This window comes from Sediminibacterium sp. TEGAF015 (assembly GCF_025997995.1).
Lineage (GTDB): Bacteria > Bacteroidota > Bacteroidia > Chitinophagales > Chitinophagaceae > Sediminibacterium.
Map to the genome: position 1 here is coordinate 2,440,268 of NZ_AP026683.1, position 18,282 is coordinate 2,458,549.

Below are 18,282 nucleotides of genomic sequence, written 5' to 3' on the forward strand. Positions count from 1 at the left end.
CTTTCGCCATTCAGCAAAACCTGTGTTTCCTCCAAGTTTTTAATTCTATCTTTACAACTTCCAAAAAATGACTCCTTTGAAAAAAATTAATCTGTTGCTGACATTGCCCTTGTTGCTTTTTGCCTGCAAGGAAGCCAAAAATGAAAATGTTGATGCAAAATCAAAAGGCCCTTCTGCAACCATCGTAGACGTATTGATTGCAGGTACAGGAAATGTAGACAACCGTGTAGAAGTAAACGGTTCTGTAATTCCCATGGAAACAGTGAATATTAATCCTGAAGTGAGTGGAAGACTAGTCATGCTGAATGTGCCAGATGGAGGAAAAGTGGCACAGGGTGCAGTTCTTGCGCGAATTAATGATGCTGACTTGCAGGCAAATCTGTCTAAAACCAAAGTTTTGCTTGAACTGGCTCAAAAAAATGAAGAACGACTTAGAAAATTATTGTCCATCAATGGTATTAATCAATCTGAATATGATTTGGCATTAAACCAGGTGAATGGCCTGAAAGCTGATTTACAAATCACCCAGGCACAGATTGATAAAACTGTAATTAAAGCTCCATTTTCGGGAGTATTAGGATTAAGACAAATTAGTCCCGGAGCTTATGTTACCCCTGCTGTTACCCTAACAACACTTCAACAGGTTGATAAAGTAAAAATCGACTTTAACGTTCCAGAGTTTTATACCAATATGATTAAAGTAGGTACTTCTGTTCAGGTTCAAACCAATGAAGCCAATCCAAAAAGAAGAGCTACTGTCATTGCTACGGATCCACAGATTAACCCCACAACACGTAACCTTCGGGTACGTGCTGTTATAGATGGACCCGCTTTGTCTCCAGGTACATTTGTGAAAGTATTCCTTGAAGCAAGCAAGAACAAGACAAGCATTCTTGTTCCAACCAATGCTATCATTCCTGATGCAAAGGCTAAAAAAATCATTGTTGCCCGTGACGGCGAAGGGGTTTTCGTAGATATTGAAACGGGCATGCGTGGTACTGGCTTTGTAGAAGTTACCAATGGGCTTCAGCCTGGTGACAGTGTAGTGGTTACGGGTGTATTATTTGTAAGACCTAAGCAGCCTATTAAAGTTCGTTCTGTTAAGCAATTGAGTGATATTATCAAATAGAAGAAGCAGCCATATCCCATGAATATTTCTGAATTATCATTAAAAAGACCCATCCTGGCTACGGTGATGAATATTCTCATCGTATTGTTTGGAATTGTTGGTTATAGTTTTTTGGCAGTTAGAGAGTATCCGGCAGTGGATCCTCCGGTGGTGAATGTTAGAACTTCGTATTCTGGCGCAAACTCTGAAATTATTGAGAGCCAGATTACAGAGCCATTGGAAAAAGCCATTAATGGTATTCCTGGTATCAGAAGTATTTCATCATCCAGTTCCAATGGTAATAGTAATATCACAGTCGAATTTAATGTATCAGAAGATTTAGAAGCTGCAGCCAACGATGTTAGAGATAAGGTAAGCCAGGCAGTAAGAAATTTACCTCAGGATGTGGATGCGCCACCAGTAGTAAGTAAGTCGGATGCCAATAGTGATTTTATTATCATGCTCGCAGTTCAAAGCCAGACCAAAGGATTACTGGAGTTGAGTGAGTATGCTGAAAATGTTTTGCAGGAAAGGTTTCAGACCATTTCTGAAGTGAGTTCGGTAAATATCTTTGGACAAAAACGTCCTTCCATGCGCATCTGGATTGATCCGGATAAGCTAAATGCGTTCAATGTTACTTTTAGTGATATCAGAACGGCACTCAACACGGAAAACGTTGAAATTCCGTCCGGAAAAATTTATGGAGATAAAACTGAATTGACCATTAAGGCACTCGGAAGATTAACAACTGAAAAAGATTTCAGAGACTTAATTATTCGACAGACATCCACTGGTATTGTCCGTTTATCGGATGTTGCTTATGTAGAGATTGGTCCTGAAAATGATGAATATAGCTGGCGTTTGAATGGTGTGAATGCAGTCGGAATGGCCATCATTCCTCAGCCTGGCGCCAACTATATAAAAATTGCAGATGAGTTTTACAAGCGATTGGCAGAAATTCAGAAAACGGAGAAGGGTGATTTTATCATGACTCCCCTAATTGACCAGACCAAAAATGTTCGTGCTTCTATTAAAGAAGTTGAAGAAACATTATTGATATCCTTTTCATTGGTTGTTTTAGTAATCTTTTTCTTTTTCAGAAACTGGTTGATTGCCATCCGTCCATTAATTGATATTCCAATTTCACTGGTGGCTACATTTTTCATCATGTACATTTCAGGATTTTCCATTAATGTACTGACGCTGTTGGGGATTGTGCTGGCAACAGGTTTGGTGGTAGATGACGGTATTGTAGTAACAGAAAATATTTTCCGAAAATTAGAAGGTGGTTTACCTATCCGAAAAGCAGCGTTGGAAGGAAGTAAGGAAATTTTCTTTGCTGTTTTGTCTACATCCATCACACTTGCCGTAGTGTTTTTACCCGTGATTTTCTTGCAGGGATTTGTAGGTAGTCTATTCCGTGAATTTGGCATTGTGGTAGCAGCTGCAGTATTGATCTCTGCATTTGTATCTCTTACCATTACGCCTGTTCTGAATGTATATCTTAATAAAAAAGATGCGAGTCACGGTAAGTTCTATGACATGACAGAACCCTTCTTTAAGGGCATGGAAAATGGATATAAGAATTTATTAGCCGCTTTTTTAAGAGTAAGATGGATGGCATGGGTTATTGTTGTGGCTTGTATGGGATTGATATATTGGATTGGAGGTAGTCTGCAAAGTGAATTAGCGCCACTGGAAGACAGGAGCAGCATTCGTTTTCAGATGAGTGGACCTGAAGGTGCGAGCTATGGGTACATGGTTGAAACCGGAGATATGCTTTTAAACTATCTGACTGATTCTGTTCCGGAAAAAGATTTTGTTTTTGCTGCAGTACCGGGTTTTGGAGGTAGCGGAGGGGTAAATGGAGGCACGTTAAGAATTAAATTGGTTGAGCCGAATGAGCGAACTCGTACCCAGTCAGAAATTGCAAAAGCCATCGGAAAAAAACTTCCAAGCATGAACAATGCCAGAATTTTTCCGGTTGAAGAGCAAACGATTTCTGTAGGATTAGGTTCTCGTGGCTCATTACCTGTTCAGTTTATTTTACAAAATCTCGATTTTGAAAAAATAAAGTCAGTGATTCCGAAATTCTTGGAAGAAGCAAGAAAAGATAAAACCTTTCAGAATGTAGATGTGAATCTGAAATTTAATAAGCCGGAGTTGCAGCTGACTATTGATCGCATTAAAGCAAAAGATCTGGGCCTTTCTATTATTGATGTGGCCGATGTGGTTTCAAGTGCATTCAGTGGCCGAAGATTGGCTTATTACATCATGAACGGTAAGCAATATGAAGTAATTTCTCAGGTTGCTTATAAAGACAGACAGAAGCCCGCTGATATTGAAAAATTATATGTAAGAAATAACAGAGGAGAGAGTATTCCATTAAAAGCGGTTGTGAAATTAGAAGAAAGCTCTAATCCACCTACATTGTTTCACTTTAATCGTTTTAAAGCAGCCACAATTTCTGCATCATTGGCCGATGGCATGACGATTGGAGATGGTGTTAAAGCGATGAGAAGAATTGGAGATAAATTATTAGATGAAAGTTTTAAAACAGCATTAAACGGACCTTCAAGAGATTTTGAGGAAAGCTCTTCCAATACTGCATTTGCATTTGGTTTTGCTTTGATTCTGATATATCTGGTTTTGGCAGCACAGTTTGAAAGTTTCAAAGATCCATTTACCATTATGCTCACTGTTCCATTAGCATTGGCTGGGGCTTTATTGAGCCTTTGGTTATTTGACCAAACCATTAATATATTTTCTCAGATTGGTATGATTATGTTGATTGGCCTGGTTACTAAAAACGGGATTCTGATTGTAGAGTTTGCCAATCAAAAGCGAGAATTTGGATTAGCAAAGCGAGAGGCAGTTCTGGAAGCGTCTGCACAGCGATTAAGACCAATCCTAATGACTAGTCTGGCAACAGCATTGGGTGCATTGCCTATTGCGTTGAGTCTTGGAGCAGCAGCTACCAGCCGTATGCCATTAGGTATTGTGATTGTGGGGGGTATTATGTTTTCTTTATTGTTAACCTTATTTGTCATTCCTGCCGTATATACTTTTATCTCTGGTAAGCATGATGCAAAAAAAGTTGACATTACTGATTAATGCAGTTATTATAAAGAGTGTAATTTTGTAAAAAAATATGCTAAGTTCCATATCTGATATTCGTCGTGATTACATGCTTAAGTCTTTTGATGAATCACATGCTGCTACAGATCCTTTTCATCAGTTTAAGGAATGGTGGGACGAAGCTACCTCAGCTGACATTGATGAAGTAAATGCCATGACACTGGCCACAGTAGATGCTAATGGTAAACCAGCTGCCAGAATTGTTTTGTTGAAAGGGTATACCCATGAAGGTTTCATTTTTTTTACGAACTATGAAAGTGCCAAAGGACAGGATCTTGCCATCAATCCAAATGCAGCTTTGTTGTTTTTCTGGAAAGAACTGGAGCGGCAAATCAGAATTGAAGGAACAGTGCAAAAAATTGATCCTGCTGATAGTGATGCCTATTTTCATTCCAGACCTGCTGGTAGCAGAATAGGCGCATGGGTGTCTCCGCAAAGTAAAACAATTCCAGACCGTGCTTTTTTGGAAAACAATTACAAGCAGTTAATAGAAAAGTATCCGGATGAGAATAAAGTTCCGCGCCCTCCTCATTGGGGTGGATACATTGTAAGGCCCGAGACTTTTGAATTCTGGCAGGGAAGAAGTAGTCGGCTTCACGATCGTTTAAAGTATACCAAAACTCAACATGGTTGGTCTAGAGAAAGATTGGCTCCTTAGCCAGCTAAAATGAAATAGACTAGCTGTTGGGAAAATCCATTTTGAGTTGAAGAAAAACTTGCTCCAAGAGTTGTCGAAGCTGTTGACCCAGTAGAGGAATTTTTTCTTCCTGTTCTCCCGTTTTTGCATAAAATTCTAGACTCTCGATGGTTTTATAAGCCTGTTTGATACCCATACTATAGATGGAAGACTTCATTTTATGCGCCAATTGAAAAACTTCATTCATGTGTTTGTTCTCTATTGCTTTGAGCAAACTATCTAAGTCTCTCTTAGTGTTTTTGTTGAATACATGAATAATTTCACTTAAAAATTCTGTATCGTCCTGATCAATGCCTTGTAGTGCATCAAGATCATACATTTTTTCATTTTCCAGAGAATGTATAGCTGTATTTGATTTTTTAGTAAACACAATTGAGTGGTTGAGTTGCAATTGTTTTTGCAAACACTCAAATAAATTTTGTTCGGAAAATGGCTTGGTGATATAATCATTAAATCCTGCTTCGGCAAATCGTTCTGTTTCTTGTTTAAATGCATTCGCAGTTAGTGCAATGATAGGAACTGCTGCTTTATTAGTATCACTCAGTTGTCGTATCATTTGCGTAGCTTCATAGCCATCTACTTCTGGCATATGTATATCCATTAAAATCAGATCAAAATCTTGACGTTGATGAGCTTCGAAAGCTTCCTGACCATTATTAACAATGATTACCTCATGACCCCAGTCCGATAATATTTGCTTCACAATAATCTGATTAATTGCCACATCTTCGGCAACCAGAATTTTCTTCTTGTCTATGGTATTGTATGCAATTTCTTCTTTATCTCTTTTTAATTGAGCAACTTCTCCAACTTTGTATGGAATTTGAACAGTGAAACTCGTTCCTTTATTAATTTGACTGGATGCTATAATACTACCTCCCTGCATTTCAATTAAATTCTTGGTAATGCTAAGCCCAAGTCCCGTTCCGCCATATTTTCTACTGGTTTCAGAGGAGGCCTGAACAAATTCATCAAAAATATGCGAGAGGTTTTCTTCCGATATTCCAATTCCGGTATCGTTAACAATGAATTCAAAAAATGTCTGTTCCCCTTTCTTTATCCCTTCTCTACTAGTCAAAGTAATTTTACCGTTTTCAGTAAATTTCAGTGCATTACTGATTAAATTATTCAGAATCTGACCTAATCTGAATGGATCGCCAATAATTACCCGGTCTTTATTTATCTGATTGTCAAAAATCAACTCTAAGCCTTTTTCTTCAATTTTGAAAATAAAGGTCTTTAGGGTACTTGAAATTTTTTCTTCGAGGTTAAAGGGAATAGATTCTAATTCAACTTTTCCAGACTCAATTTTTGTAAAATCAAGAACATCATTTACAATATGTAAAAGGTTATCGGCAGATTCAAGAATTAATTTGGTGTATTCAGACTGTTTGGGAGTTAAATTGGTTTTATATAATAGACTTCCAATACCAAGAATACCGTTCATGGGTGTTCTGATTTCATGACTCATATTAGCCAGAAAAACTTCCTTTACTTTACTCGCCCTTTCTGTTTCTTCTTTTGCTTTCAGCAACTCCTGCTCAGCACGAATCCTATTAGTTATATCCTGAGAGAACCCAATTATATACGCAGTACTAGAGTCTTCTTCTACCATATAATTTTGGAATAGCAAGAAAATATGTTCTCCGTTTTTACAAACAATGGAAAAAACTCCTTCTGCTTTACCTGTACCAATAACTTCAGCTAAATAGGTTTTATCAAAATATTGTACCCGATCTTTTGGTATAAACTCTTTGATATTTCTTCCAATTAATTCTTCCTGCTCATATCCCATAATTTTGCAGATCGCAGGATTCACACTTAATAGTGTACCTTCTATATCATGAGTACAAATTAGGGCCTGACTATAGTTGAAAAGATCTCTATAGCGTTTTTCATTGAGTTGTACTTTTTCTTCAATTTGTTTTCTTTCTGTAATGTTAAGTCCAAAGCCAATAACAAGCTGCACTTCATTTTTCTCATTCAAAACAGGGTACAAATTTCTTAGATGATATTCACTTTCTCCTTTTTGATTCACTAGTTTTTCTTCCCAGGACAACTGTTTTTTGCTCTGAATTACTTTTTGGAAAATGGCAGCTCGTGAGGCAGCTATCTTGGTGTCTTTATTCCTGAATTCGCAGTACTCATGGTCTGTTTTTCCAATAATCCATTTTCTAAGCGCTGGATCTTTTATGCCCACTGGATTAGTAAAAAGGTAACGATGATTTGCATCAAATACGGCAATATCAGTTGGAATATTATTTAGGATACTTTCATAAAAATGCTGTTGTTTATTTAATTCAGCTTCAGACTCTTTAAGTTTTGTTATTTCAGTATGCGTGCCCAATATTTTTAAAGGGAAGCCCGCTTCGTCTTTCTCGGTAATAATTCCTCTATCTAATATCCACTTATATTCTCCAAACTTATCCTTTACCCTGTATTCAGTATTGTGATGATCTATTTCTCTGTTTTTATATTTTCTATCTTGCTCAATTAAAATTGGAACATCTTCTGGGTGAACGGCCTTCCACCATTGATCAGCAATGCTTAAATGACTGAGTCCAAGTTCTATGAACGCTTTCTCGTTATGGAAAAAATGGGTGATATTTTTCTGATAGTCATGCATCCAAACATTATCTCCCATTTTCTCCAATGCCAATAGTAAGGTTTGTTCGTAGTTTTTGCGGATGGCTTCTTCTTCTTCTTTTGCTTTTAGGGTATTTAGTAAATCAATTTGAGGATTCTGTATTGCGAAATCACTGGCAACTAGTTTGGATTCCTCTAGCTCTTTAATTGAATTAAATGCTGGCGATCCTAGAAAAACGTAGAAATTATCTGTTTCCGAGAAAACAAACTGGCCTTTTAATTGGACATTATTACTCTCGCGAATACCAATATGAACAAGTTGATGTAAATGCTCATGAATAAAAGAAACTATAGGTTCTGTATCAATCTCCTGAATTTGAAAGTAATTACTGAAAAGGGAAAGCTGTATGTCGGGTAATATTTTTTTGATGGATTTTCCGTATCCTGTCAGCATTCCATTGGTATTCACTTTTAGGTGAAAGGGGAATAATAAATCTGTTTGATGATGATTGAAGTGAATACCCATTGCTCAAAATACTAATATCAATTTACGATTTATTTATGTTTCTGGATAGTATATAAAATAAAAAAGACTGTATATATACAGTCTTTTCAATCTTTTATTAGAATGTTTACTTTCTAGAAAGTACTTTTTCTGCCGCAGCAACAATATGTGGTGTGTCTAAACCATATTTAGTTAGTAATTCAGTTGGTTTTCCGCTCTCTCCAAATGTATCATTGGTTCCAATTAGTTCTATCGGAATAGGGAAATTTTTTGCAGCAACTTGTGCAATAGAATCCCCTAATCCACCAATAACATTGTGCTCTTCAACTGTAACAGCACATTTTGTTTTTTTAATAGAAGCCAGCACTGCTTCTGTGTCCAACGGTTTGATTGTATGAATATTGATAACTTCAACACTAATTCCCTTTTCTTCAAGTATTCTTCCTGCCTCTATAGCTTTCCATACCATATGGCCACAGGCAAAAATTGACACATCAGTTCCTTCGCTTAATTGCTGTGCTTTACCAATAACAAAGTCACTACCATCTTCTTTGGTAAAGTTGGGCCATTTCGGTCTTCCGAAGCGTAGATAAACAGGTCCGTTATAAGCAGCAATTGCTTTAGTGGCGGCTTTGGTCTGATTAAAGTCGCAAGGAACAATTACTGTCATACCTGGCAGCATTTTCATTAATCCAATATCTTCCAGTATCTGGTGCGTTGCTCCGTCTTCGCCCAAAGTAAGTCCTGCATGTGAAGCACAAATTTTTACATTTTTCTCGCTATAGGCTACACTTTGTCTGATCTGATCATAGACTCTGCCGGTACTGAAGTTGGCAAAAGTGGTAGTGTAAGGAATTTTACCCCCAATAGTCATTCCCGCTGCAATACCAATCATATTTGCTTCTGCAATTCCAACCTGTACAAAACGTTCAGGAAAATCTTTGATAAAAGGACCCAACTTCAATGATCCGGCAAGGTCTGCAGTTAGTACTACTACATTTGGATTTTCCTTACCTATTTCATGTATACCTTCCCCAAATCCACCTCGGGTTTCTTTTTCATTGAGTACCTGAATATCTTTTAGTTTCATACAATTGATTTTTGCTGGAAAGTTGCAAAGTAAAGACTTTTTTATATGGCTTCCTGTACATTTCCTGTTCTTTTAAGTACCCCCCACTGCTGTAGCTCTCCTTTTACCGCTTTTCTCATAGTTTTAAACAGTACCCAAAGTAACAACCAGCGGTAAATGATTCTTTGAGGAATTAACCATATCAGCTTCCAGTATGGCTCATTTTCTCCGGAAAAGGCAAATGCCGCCAATACAACATCAACTAAAAGGAAAAGGCTGTAGTAAAAACCAATTTCTCCTGCGCTACCTGTTAACAATCCCAATAGCATCAATAAGTCTGCAAAAGGAGAAAACAAAGGAATAATATATTTGAAAAGAAGAATATCAGGTAATGCAATAAACCCCAGATTTTTAAAGGAAGCGTTGAATATTGCATCCCTATTTTTCCAGAATGTTTGTAATACCCCAAAAGTCCATCTAAACCTTTGTTTTAAAAATTGTTTGATGGTTTCAGGTGCTTCAGTCATTGCAATAGCACTGTTTTCATTGGCAACTATATATCCCTCGCGTAATATGCGAATGGTTAAATCGCAATCCTCTGCCAGCGTGTCTGAAGTAAATCCGCCAGCTTCTAAAAGGGCAGATTTTCTAAATGCACCAATTGCTCCTGGTACCACTGTAATGGCATTGAGCAGACTGAATGCTTTTCTGTCCATATTTTGACTCGTGGTATATTCAATACTCTGCCAGCGGGTAATCAGGTTTATTTCATTGCCTACTTTTACATTTCCTGCAACTGCGCCAACTTGTTCATCTTTAAAGTGCATGACCATTTTCTCAACCGCATCAGGTTTTAATTTTGTGTCGGCGTCTATGCAAACCATTATGGATGACTCTGTATGGCCAATACCATAATTTAGGGCAGAAGCTTTTCCACCATTCAATTTGTGAAGTATGGTTACCTGTGGATGATTAGCAAAAGAGCTTTGTACAACAGACAAAGTCTGATCTGTACTTCCATCGTCAATAAAAATAATGTTGAAGTTTGGATAACTGCATTTCAATAAATTATTTAATGAACTGACTGCATTAACCTCCTCATTATAAGCAGGCACAATAATGGACACTAGTGGATTATTTTGTAAAGGCACTAGTTCTTTTGCTCTTTCTTTTTTTCTTGCTTTTATGGCAAGTGCTAATACAACCATTAAGCGGATACTACCCAGAACAAGGAATAATATGAATATTGCATTAAAAAATTTACCCAGATAATATCCTGCTTCTGCTAGCAAATAATTGAACCTCAGCAGATAGTTTTCTTTATAATTAGGTACCGGGGGCATTACATCATCTCTGGTCTTGCCCATTAAATCTGCAACAGTTGTGAATTGATATCCCTCTTTTTGAAAGTATTCAATAATTTTAGGCAAGGCATCCACTGTTGCGCTTCTATCTCCACCAGCATCGTGTAATAAAATAATATTACCTCTGTCTTTCATTCTTACTACTCTGTTGAAAATACTGTCACCGTTAAAGTGTTTATCATCGTCTGTCTGCCAGTCAAGCGGATCAATATTTTCTCCGATGGTCAGATAATTCTTGGTTCTGCTCAAAGCAACAGGGACCAGCTCTTCCATAGTTTCAGGACGACTATCCGCATTAAACGGTGCCCTGAACATGATGGTACTTCTTCCTGTAATGGCTTCAATTAACAGCTTTGTGGCATCCATTTCCAGATAGGCCCTCTGCTTGCTTACGGTGGCCATATTCGGATGCGTAAAAGTGTGGTTACTTATTTCGTGACCAGAATTGTAAATTCTTTTTACCAGTGGAATATTTTTCTCCGCTTCTATACCTACAATGAAAAAATTGGCAACAACATTGTACTTGTCAAGAATATCCAGTATTTGTCTGGTATATACAGGATGCGGTCCATCATCAAAAGTCAAAACCATTTTTTTCTCAGTCGACTTGCCAAATTGTTTTACCACAAACATAGAAGGTAAAGTGTCGTAAAACTCCTCTGAAATCAGCATCCAGGTTGTATCTAGTTCAGTCCGGATATGACCTGGAGTAGGGGTGGAAATTACATCGAGGATTTCTCCCTCACCCATAAAGTCAACATCATTGCTTGTTTCAACTCTGGCAAATTCTTCAAAATTAAATTTTTGAACAGATGCCTTATTCATAGGTATATGATAAAAATCCCATAAACGACTATCTTCACTTCCCATTCTCCATAAAGCTGTTCCTGCCAATCCATATTCGGTAGAAAATCTCAGTGCATTAAAATTGGTAGCAGCATCGGTAAAGTGAACTTCTCTTTCATGACCCACTTTGTCTTTGTAGGTAAAGTAAAGATTATAAGAATCATTATCATAAGTAATCTTGCTACCATTTTCCTTTGCAATACTTAAAGCCTGCTGATAAGTTACATCTGTTCCTTCTCCTCCCTTTGGCCAATCATAACCAAATCCTGCCATACACAATACAAGTTTGGGTATGGGAACTTTTTTTACAATCTGATCTACGGCGGCTTCAATCCATTTTTGGCTACTGATGGGGCCTGGCTTTGTACTTGACGTATACTGGTCGTAAGCCATTAAAAAAATATAGTCTGTATTTTCTGCCAGTGCTTTATAATCATAATCTTCGTTAAAAGGCATTACATCTATTGAGGTGAGTAAACCTCCCTGATGAAACCTGGCAGACAGTTTTTTTAAGAAACCCGTCAGTATTCTGTTGTCTTTTTCAATCAGTTCCTCTAAATCAATATTAACGCCATTAAAGCCTTCTGATTTTATCCACTTATAAAGATCATTGATCAGCTTTTCACTTTTTACTGGATCGTTGATTATTCTGCTAACAACAGCACCATCCCATTTACCATTTATGTTATTGGTAAGCATGGGCATTACCCTAAGTCCCTTTGCTTTTTTTATTAAGTCATAACCTCTTTTCTCCTTACGAATGACCATGGAATCACCTTTGGGATCAAAAAACAGCCATTCTGGTAAAACAAGGTTTAACTTTTGAATATTTCTTCTTAGAGAGAAGAAAGCCTGTGGGTCCCAATCTACATAAAAGGCAGCCCTTATTCCCAGAGAGTCACTGAAGAGTTTTGAATTAGATAGGCGGATGGCACTATCGTTTTGACCACAGCCATTTCCGGCAGCCCACTTGTCGTCAATGAATTTTCTGAAACCCTGGTATTGTTTTGCCAGGGAGTCGGGGCTATTATCATCTGCTAAAATCTTTTTGAAAACAGTACTTTGAAGTATAGGTACAGTTGGCGTATAGGCAGTCCGCAATGCAATAATTACAGCAATCAGCGCAAGCACCAATAAAAAAAGCAAAATGCGGAACGACCACTTAAACCGTTGCCATCTGCTTGGATTATTGGTTTGAAAAACCTGATTTGAAGCCTTACTCATGAATTGCTTAAAAATTAATAGTTGGTATATACAAAGTTAATACCATTCAATGGCAGTAGTACTACCAACCAGCTGGTATAAATTTTTAAGCAAAAAGGTAAAGAGTTATCCTTCGAAAGTACTGTAGAAATAAGGGGTTTGTGCTTCAAATTCTGCCGCACAGGTATCTACCATCTTATATACTCTTGTAATGCCCAGTTCTTTTCTTTTTTCGTACACCTGATCTTCATGACAATTTCCACTAAGAATTCTGGCAATCTGAAGGTCTCCAAATCCCATTTTTTTAGCTTCTTTCAATAAATCAGCAGGTAAGCTTTCCAAAGTATGTGCAGAAATTGCTTTTTCTAAATTGCAGATTTCCTGAATCTGATAAAGGAACCATCTGTCAATACCAGTTGCTTGTGCAATTGATTTTACGGTAGATCCTTGCATTAAAGCATCCTTAATTCTGAATATTCTGTCCCATTTCGGTGTCTTAATGTATTCCACCAATTCTTCGCTCTTCATCAGGCTCTTGCCATAATAGCCAAGACCAACTGCCTCATTTTCCAGGCTCTGACAGGCTTTCTGTAAAGCTTCGGGGAAGCTTCTTCCAATGGCCATAACTTCACCTACACTCTTCATCTGCAGACCCAAGGTGTCGTTTGCTCCCTTGAATTTATCAAAATTCCAACGGGGAACTTTTACAATTACGTAATCAAGGGCTGGTTCAAAATAAGCAGAAGTGGTTTTGGTAATCTGGTTTTTTAATTCGTCAAGTGAGTATCCGATAGCTAGTTTTGCAGCAATCTTAGCAATGGGATATCCTGTTGCTTTGGAAGCCAATGCAGAAGATCGGCTTACTCTTGGATTGATTTCAACTGCAATTAATTCTTCGGTTGCCGGATTTAAGGCAAACTGTACGTTACAACCTCCAGCAAAATTGCCCAAAGAACGCATCATCAGGATGGCTTTGTTTCTCATTTCCTGGAATGCAGTATCACTCAGTGTCATAGCAGGCGCAACTGTGATAGAGTCTCCAGTATGAACTCCCATCGGGTCCAGGTTTTCAACTGTACAGATAATTACCACATTGTCGTTACAGTCTCTCAAAAGCTCTAATTCATATTCTTTCCAACCCAAAACTGCTTTTTCTACCAGGACCTCATGTATAGGCGACGCTTTCAATCCTTTTTCTAAAGCTGCATCTAAATCTTCTTTTCCATGAACAAAGCCTCCACCAGTTCCTCCAAGTGTGAATGAAGGACGAATAACAAGCGGGAATCCTATTTCCTGGGCAAATTCCTTTCCTTCTAAAAAGCTATTGGCCACACGGCTTGGCGCTACTGCCATGCCAATTTTAACCATCAATTGTCTGAATTGCTCTCTGTCTTCGGCGGTGTCAATGGCAGCCACATCAACCCCAATTAAACGGCAGTTGTATTTTTCCCAAATACCCAGTTCATCGGCTTCCTTGCAGAGATTTAGTGCAGTCTGACCTCCCATAGTAGGCAAAACAGCATCAATTTGATTTTCAGTCAGAATTTGTTCAATGCTTTCGACCGTTAACGGTAGTAAGTAAACCTTATCTGCCATCATGGGGTCTGTCATAATGGTAGCAGGATTACTATTAATAAGTATTACTTTTATGCCCTCTTCACGGAGACTTCTGGCTGCCTGAGAGCCCGAATAGTCAAATTCACAAGCTTGTCCAATGATAATAGGCCCAGAACCTATGATAAGTACCGTTTTGATTGATTGATCTTTAGGCATAGTAGTTGTATAGATAAATTGTGCAAATGTAAGACAGATGCAGTTAAAGTGAAGAAAAATAAAACCTTTTCAAAAATATAAATGTTACATAAAGTATGGCAGTTTTAAAAGAAGGAAGCAAGGCGCCAGCATTCAAGGCACCAGATCAAAACGGAAATATCGTTTCCCTTTCTGATTTCAAGGGGAAAAAAGTCATTCTGTATTTTTACCCAAAGGACGATACTCCTGGTTGTACAGCCCAGGCATGTAATTTAAAAGATAACTATAAAACTCTAATTGACAAAGGGTTCCAGGTAGTTGGTGTAAGTGTGGATAGTGTTAAAAGTCACAAAAAGTTTGAAGAAAAATATGAATTGCCTTTTCCGTTGATTTCCGATGAAGAAAAGAAGATTGTAGATAAGTACAATTTATGGGGCGAGAAAAAGTTCATGGGCAGAACCTATATGGGAACCACCAGAACCACTTTCTTGATTGATGAGCAAGGTGTTATCAGGAAAATCATCGCAAAACCCGATACCAAGAATCATACAGCTGAGGTTTTGGCTGCATGGGAAGAGATTTAAGGGTTATTTTCAATCTTTAAGCCAATAAAATCAACTTTTCCGCGTTAAAAGCACGGACAAACCAGCTTTTGATGCCCAAAAAGAAAGAGCCGCTCAAACAAATCAATTTGTTTATGGTACCACCCCCAATACCATCAGACGATAACAGACGTTTGAAAGAGTTGTATCGTTATGAGGTACTCGACACTTCTTATGAAGACGAGTTCAATGACGTTGTTCAGCTTGCGGCAACCATTTGCAATACACCCATAGCCCTAGTTTCATTAATTGATCAACAGAGACAATGGTTCAAAGCAAAGCTTGGTATAGAGGCAAATGAATTTCCTCGTGACATCTCTTTTTGCGGACATACTATCAATGCAGATACAGTTGTATTTGAAGTGTCTGATGCAACAAAGGATGAACGATTTCTGGACAATCCACTGGTTGTTGAGTCGCCATATATTCGTTTTTATACTGGAATACCATTAATCAATAATAATGGCTTCAAGGTGGGTACTATCTCTGTAATGGACACCCAGCCGCGTATTTTAAATGAAGTCCAGATTTTTACTTTGCAGACATTGGCTCGTCAGGTTGTAAAGTTGCTAGATCAGAACTTACTCAATAAGCAATTAGAGCAACAGCAGGAAAAGTTACAGCAGCAAATGGAGATGCAGAATCGCATTCTGTCAATTATTGCACATGACGTTCGGAATCCAATAGGAGCAGTAAAGTCTATTATTGAACTGAATGCTAAAAAAATACTTAGTCAGCACGATTCCGTAGAATTAATGAATATGGCAGGAAAACAGATTGACGGAACAGTTGAGCTTTTGAACAATCTGGTAGACTGGGGTTCCATGCAAATGCGTGGAAAGGGATTTGAGAAAGAAAAAGTACACATGAGAACCCTCGTGAGTAATATGTTCAAGAGTTTCGAAATCATGGCTTCCCTTAAGTCTAATATCATGGTTAACCTGGTAGACGAAGATTTATTCCTCAAATCTGAAATCAATTCCATGCGATTTATCCTAAGAAACCTTATTAGTAATGCCAATAAGTTTACCAAGGAAGGAGTCATTACGGTATATGCGCATAAGGAAGACAACCAGATCATGATGTCTGTTAGTGATACCGGAGTTGGAATGACTGAAGAAATTCAATCAAAGTTATTTGATGGAGAACACTATCAAAGCACAACTGGTACCGGAAATGAAAAAGGATCTGGATTGGGCTTAATTCTCACGAAAGATTTTATTCAAATTCTGGGTGGAACCATTAAAGTTGAATCTATTGTAGGAAAAGGAACATCTGTTTACCTTTATTTCAATAACTAGTTGAACAGATTGTATACGATCCAGCTCATACTGTAAGCAAGAATAGTCATATAGGTTAGTTGAATTACCGGCCATTTCCATGATTTGGTTTCCCTTTTCACTACTGCTAATGTGCTCATACATTGCATAGCCAGCACATAGAATACCATCAGGGAAAGCCCTGTTGCAAGAGTATATACCTTATCTCCGTTTGAATAGGTTGCAGACTGTAACTTTTCCCGAAGACTTTGATCGTCTTCTTCATCTACGCTGTATAAAGTAGCCATGGTTCCAACAAAAACTTCTCTTGCTGCAAAAGATGTGATTAATGCAATACCAATTTTCCAGTCATACCCCAACGGAGTAATAACAGGCTCAATGGTTTTGCCCAAAACACCAGCGTATGAATTTGCAAGCAATTCTGTATTCAATTGTTTTTTCAATGAGTCTTCCCGGTCAGGATCCATTTGAATTAAGGCCTGGTATTTAGTATTGGTTTGTTCCATGTTTTCACTTGGTCCGAAGGAACTTAAAAACCATAATAATAAACTTATAACCATGATAACCTTACCAGCATCCGTTACAAATATTCTGGCTTTTTCAACCATTGTGATTCCAGCATTTTTCCAGCGGGGTGCTCGGTACATGGGAAGTTCAAGGATGAAGAAACTTTTCTCCTTAATGCGGATAAAAAATTTCATTACATAGCTTACCAGCAAAGCCATTACAGTGCCTAATAAATAGAGTCCCATCATAACCAGACCTTGTAAGCTCAGGAATCCTAAATAGTATTTTTCTTCAATCACCAGCGCAATTAAAATGGTATACACGGGGAGCCTTGCACTGCAACTCATCAGAGGCGTAACAAGAATAGTCAGCAATCTTTCTTTTTTATTTTCAATATTTCTTGCCCCCATAATAGCGGGAACTGCGCAGGCGAAGCTGCTAATCATGGGCATAACACTTTTGCCATTTAGGCCAACTTTCCTCATGAGCTTATCACTAAGGAAACTGATTCTTGCCATGTAGCCCGTATCTTCCAGAATAGTAATTAATCCGAATAAAATCATGATTTGAGGAACAAAAACCAGAATCCCGCTCAATCCGGCAATAAACCCATTAATAAGAAGGTTGCTCCACCAGATTTCCGGAAGATTTTCTGATAACCACCCTGCAATTGCTGCAAATGCCCATTCAATTCCATCCATCGGATAAGTCGCCAGCCAAAAAATACTTTGGAACAATAGAAAAAGTACAGTCAATAGAATCAAATATCCCCAGGTTCTGTGTAGCAATACATTATCCAGTTTCTCTGTGAATAGTTTTTTCTCAAGCGGTCCAGTCTCAATCACATTTTTCTGCATGATCTGACGAATCCGGGTATACCGCTGCATAATTTCTTCTGCCTGTGTCTTGGTGGTATTGAATTGTTCTTCAGAAATGATACGATTCAATGTTTCTTTCTCTTCCTTTTTTGATAGCAATTCCTCGTGATTGATTAAATAGTGAATACAGGCATAATCGCTCCAGTCGGGGAATGCAATTTTAACTTTGGCTACTGCAGAAGGAGCTAAAGTGGCAGTATCTAAAAAATCACGAAACTTGTTGCTGGTATCCAGCTGTATTTTTGAGATCACTTTTTTTAGTTCACTCAATCCTTTATTTTTTCTTGGATTTACGGCAACAACTGGTATTCCGAGGTCAGCAGCCAATCCGCCAATATCAATTTTTATATCTTTTTTTGCAGCCAGGTCGTTCATGGTCAGCGCCATGACAACTGGAATTTTTAAATCAATGATCTGAGAACAAAACAATAGGTTTCTTTTCAGGTTGCTGGCATCTGCTACCAGTATAATCAAATCAGGCTGAATATCCGTATCTGCGCCCATTAAGACTTTATAGGAAACCCATTCATCTGCTCTTCGCGGATATAAACTATATGTTCCCGGTAAGTCAATTAGTTCAGCCGAACGGGTATCATCTAAATTAAAAGTGCCTGTTTTTTTATCAACCGTAACCCCGGGGAAATTGCCAACTTGTTGATTAAGGCCTGTAAAGGCATTAAAAAGAGAACTTTTTCCACTGTTGGGGTTTCCAACCAACGCAATATGAATATGGTCTTGTTTCAAGAT

Annotated in this window: 10 protein-coding genes; 5 read left to right on the forward strand and 5 right to left on the reverse strand. The window is 38.0% G+C overall.

Annotated elements, in window-relative coordinates; translation table 11 throughout:
• Window positions 1–67: 67 nt before the first annotated feature.
• From TEGAF0_RS10950 to pdxH, 3 genes are read left to right on the forward strand one after another with little or no spacing between them, the layout of a single operon-like run.
• Complete coding sequence (locus TEGAF0_RS10950; RefSeq protein ID WP_264898240.1) at window positions 68–1,129, forward strand: efflux RND transporter periplasmic adaptor subunit; 1,062 nt, start codon at window positions 68–70, stop codon at window positions 1,127–1,129.
• An 18-nt stretch (window positions 1,130–1,147) separates the two neighbouring features.
• Window positions 1,148–4,222, forward strand: coding sequence for an efflux RND transporter permease subunit (locus tag TEGAF0_RS10955; RefSeq protein WP_264898241.1), 3,075 nt, complete (start codon window positions 1,148–1,150; stop codon window positions 4,220–4,222).
• A gap of 37 nt (window positions 4,223–4,259) precedes the next feature.
• Window positions 4,260–4,904 (forward strand): pyridoxamine 5'-phosphate oxidase, encoded by a 645-nt coding sequence (gene pdxH, locus TEGAF0_RS10960; RefSeq protein ID WP_264898242.1) that lies wholly within the window; start codon window positions 4,260–4,262, stop codon window positions 4,902–4,904.
• 19 nt (window positions 4,905–4,923) lie between these two features.
• Here pdxH and TEGAF0_RS10965 read toward each other — a convergent pair whose 3' ends face one another.
• The 4 genes from TEGAF0_RS10965 to carB form a co-directional block, all read right to left on the reverse strand.
• Complete coding sequence (locus tag TEGAF0_RS10965; protein ID WP_264898243.1) at window positions 4,924–8,055, reverse strand: PAS domain S-box protein; 3,132 nt, start codon at window positions 8,053–8,055, stop codon at window positions 4,924–4,926.
• A 106-nt stretch (window positions 8,056–8,161) separates the two neighbouring features.
• Window positions 8,162–9,124 carry a transketolase family protein gene (locus tag TEGAF0_RS10970; RefSeq protein ID WP_264898244.1) on the reverse strand — a complete coding sequence of 321 codons (963 nt, stop codon included), beginning with the start codon at window positions 9,122–9,124 and terminating at the stop codon, window positions 8,162–8,164.
• A gap of 41 nt (window positions 9,125–9,165) precedes the next feature.
• The gene (locus tag TEGAF0_RS10975; protein WP_264898245.1) at window positions 9,166–12,537 is read right to left on the reverse strand and encodes a glycosyltransferase; all 3,372 of its coding nucleotides are present in this window, start codon (window positions 12,535–12,537) and stop codon (window positions 9,166–9,168) included.
• A 105-nt stretch (window positions 12,538–12,642) separates the two neighbouring features.
• Complete coding sequence (gene carB, locus TEGAF0_RS10980; protein ID WP_264898246.1) at window positions 12,643–14,289, reverse strand: carbamoyl-phosphate synthase large subunit; 1,647 nt, start codon at window positions 14,287–14,289, stop codon at window positions 12,643–12,645.
• Window positions 14,290–14,384: 95 nt separating this feature from the next.
• Here carB and bcp point away from each other — a divergent pair, with 95 nt between their 5' ends.
• Window positions 14,385–14,852, forward strand: coding sequence for a thioredoxin-dependent thiol peroxidase (gene bcp / locus TEGAF0_RS10985; RefSeq protein WP_264898247.1), 468 nt, complete (start codon window positions 14,385–14,387; stop codon window positions 14,850–14,852).
• Window positions 14,853–14,965: 113 nt separating this feature from the next.
• Window positions 14,966–16,171 (forward strand): GAF domain-containing sensor histidine kinase, encoded by a 1,206-nt coding sequence (locus TEGAF0_RS10990; RefSeq protein ID WP_264898248.1) that lies wholly within the window; start codon window positions 14,966–14,968, stop codon window positions 16,169–16,171.
• On the opposite strand, the gene feoB is transcribed toward TEGAF0_RS10990, so the two are convergent.
• Window positions 16,168–18,279: a ferrous iron transport protein B gene (gene feoB / locus TEGAF0_RS10995; protein WP_264898249.1), complete on the reverse strand. Its 2,112-nt coding sequence runs from the start codon at window positions 18,277–18,279 to the stop codon at window positions 16,168–16,170. The two genes, TEGAF0_RS10990 and feoB, sit on opposite strands and share 4 nt — an antisense overlap.
• Window positions 18,280–18,282 lie beyond the last annotated feature (3 nt).

Bases quoted from the DNA above. Each gene is read 5' to 3' on its own strand.
- TEGAF0_RS10950 (WP_264898240.1), top strand. From the start codon at position 68: ATGACTCCTTTGAAAAAAATTAATCTGTTGCTGACATTGCCCTTGTTG.
- TEGAF0_RS10955 (WP_264898241.1), top strand. From the start codon at position 1,148: ATGAATATTTCTGAATTATCATTAAAAAGACCCATCCTGGCTACGGTG.
- pdxH (WP_264898242.1), top strand. From the start codon at position 4,260: ATGCTAAGTTCCATATCTGATATTCGTCGTGATTACATGCTTAAGTCT.
- TEGAF0_RS10965 (WP_264898243.1), bottom strand. From the start codon at position 8,055: ATGGGTATTCACTTCAATCATCATCAAACAGATTTATTATTCCCCTTT.
- TEGAF0_RS10970 (WP_264898244.1), bottom strand. From the start codon at position 9,124: ATGAAACTAAAAGATATTCAGGTACTCAATGAAAAAGAAACCCGAGGT.
- TEGAF0_RS10975 (WP_264898245.1), bottom strand. From the start codon at position 12,537: ATGAGTAAGGCTTCAAATCAGGTTTTTCAAACCAATAATCCAAGCAGA.
- carB (WP_264898246.1), bottom strand. From the start codon at position 14,289: ATGCCTAAAGATCAATCAATCAAAACGGTACTTATCATAGGTTCTGGG.
- bcp (WP_264898247.1), top strand. From the start codon at position 14,385: ATGGCAGTTTTAAAAGAAGGAAGCAAGGCGCCAGCATTCAAGGCACCA.
- TEGAF0_RS10990 (WP_264898248.1), top strand. From the start codon at position 14,966: ATGGTACCACCCCCAATACCATCAGACGATAACAGACGTTTGAAAGAG.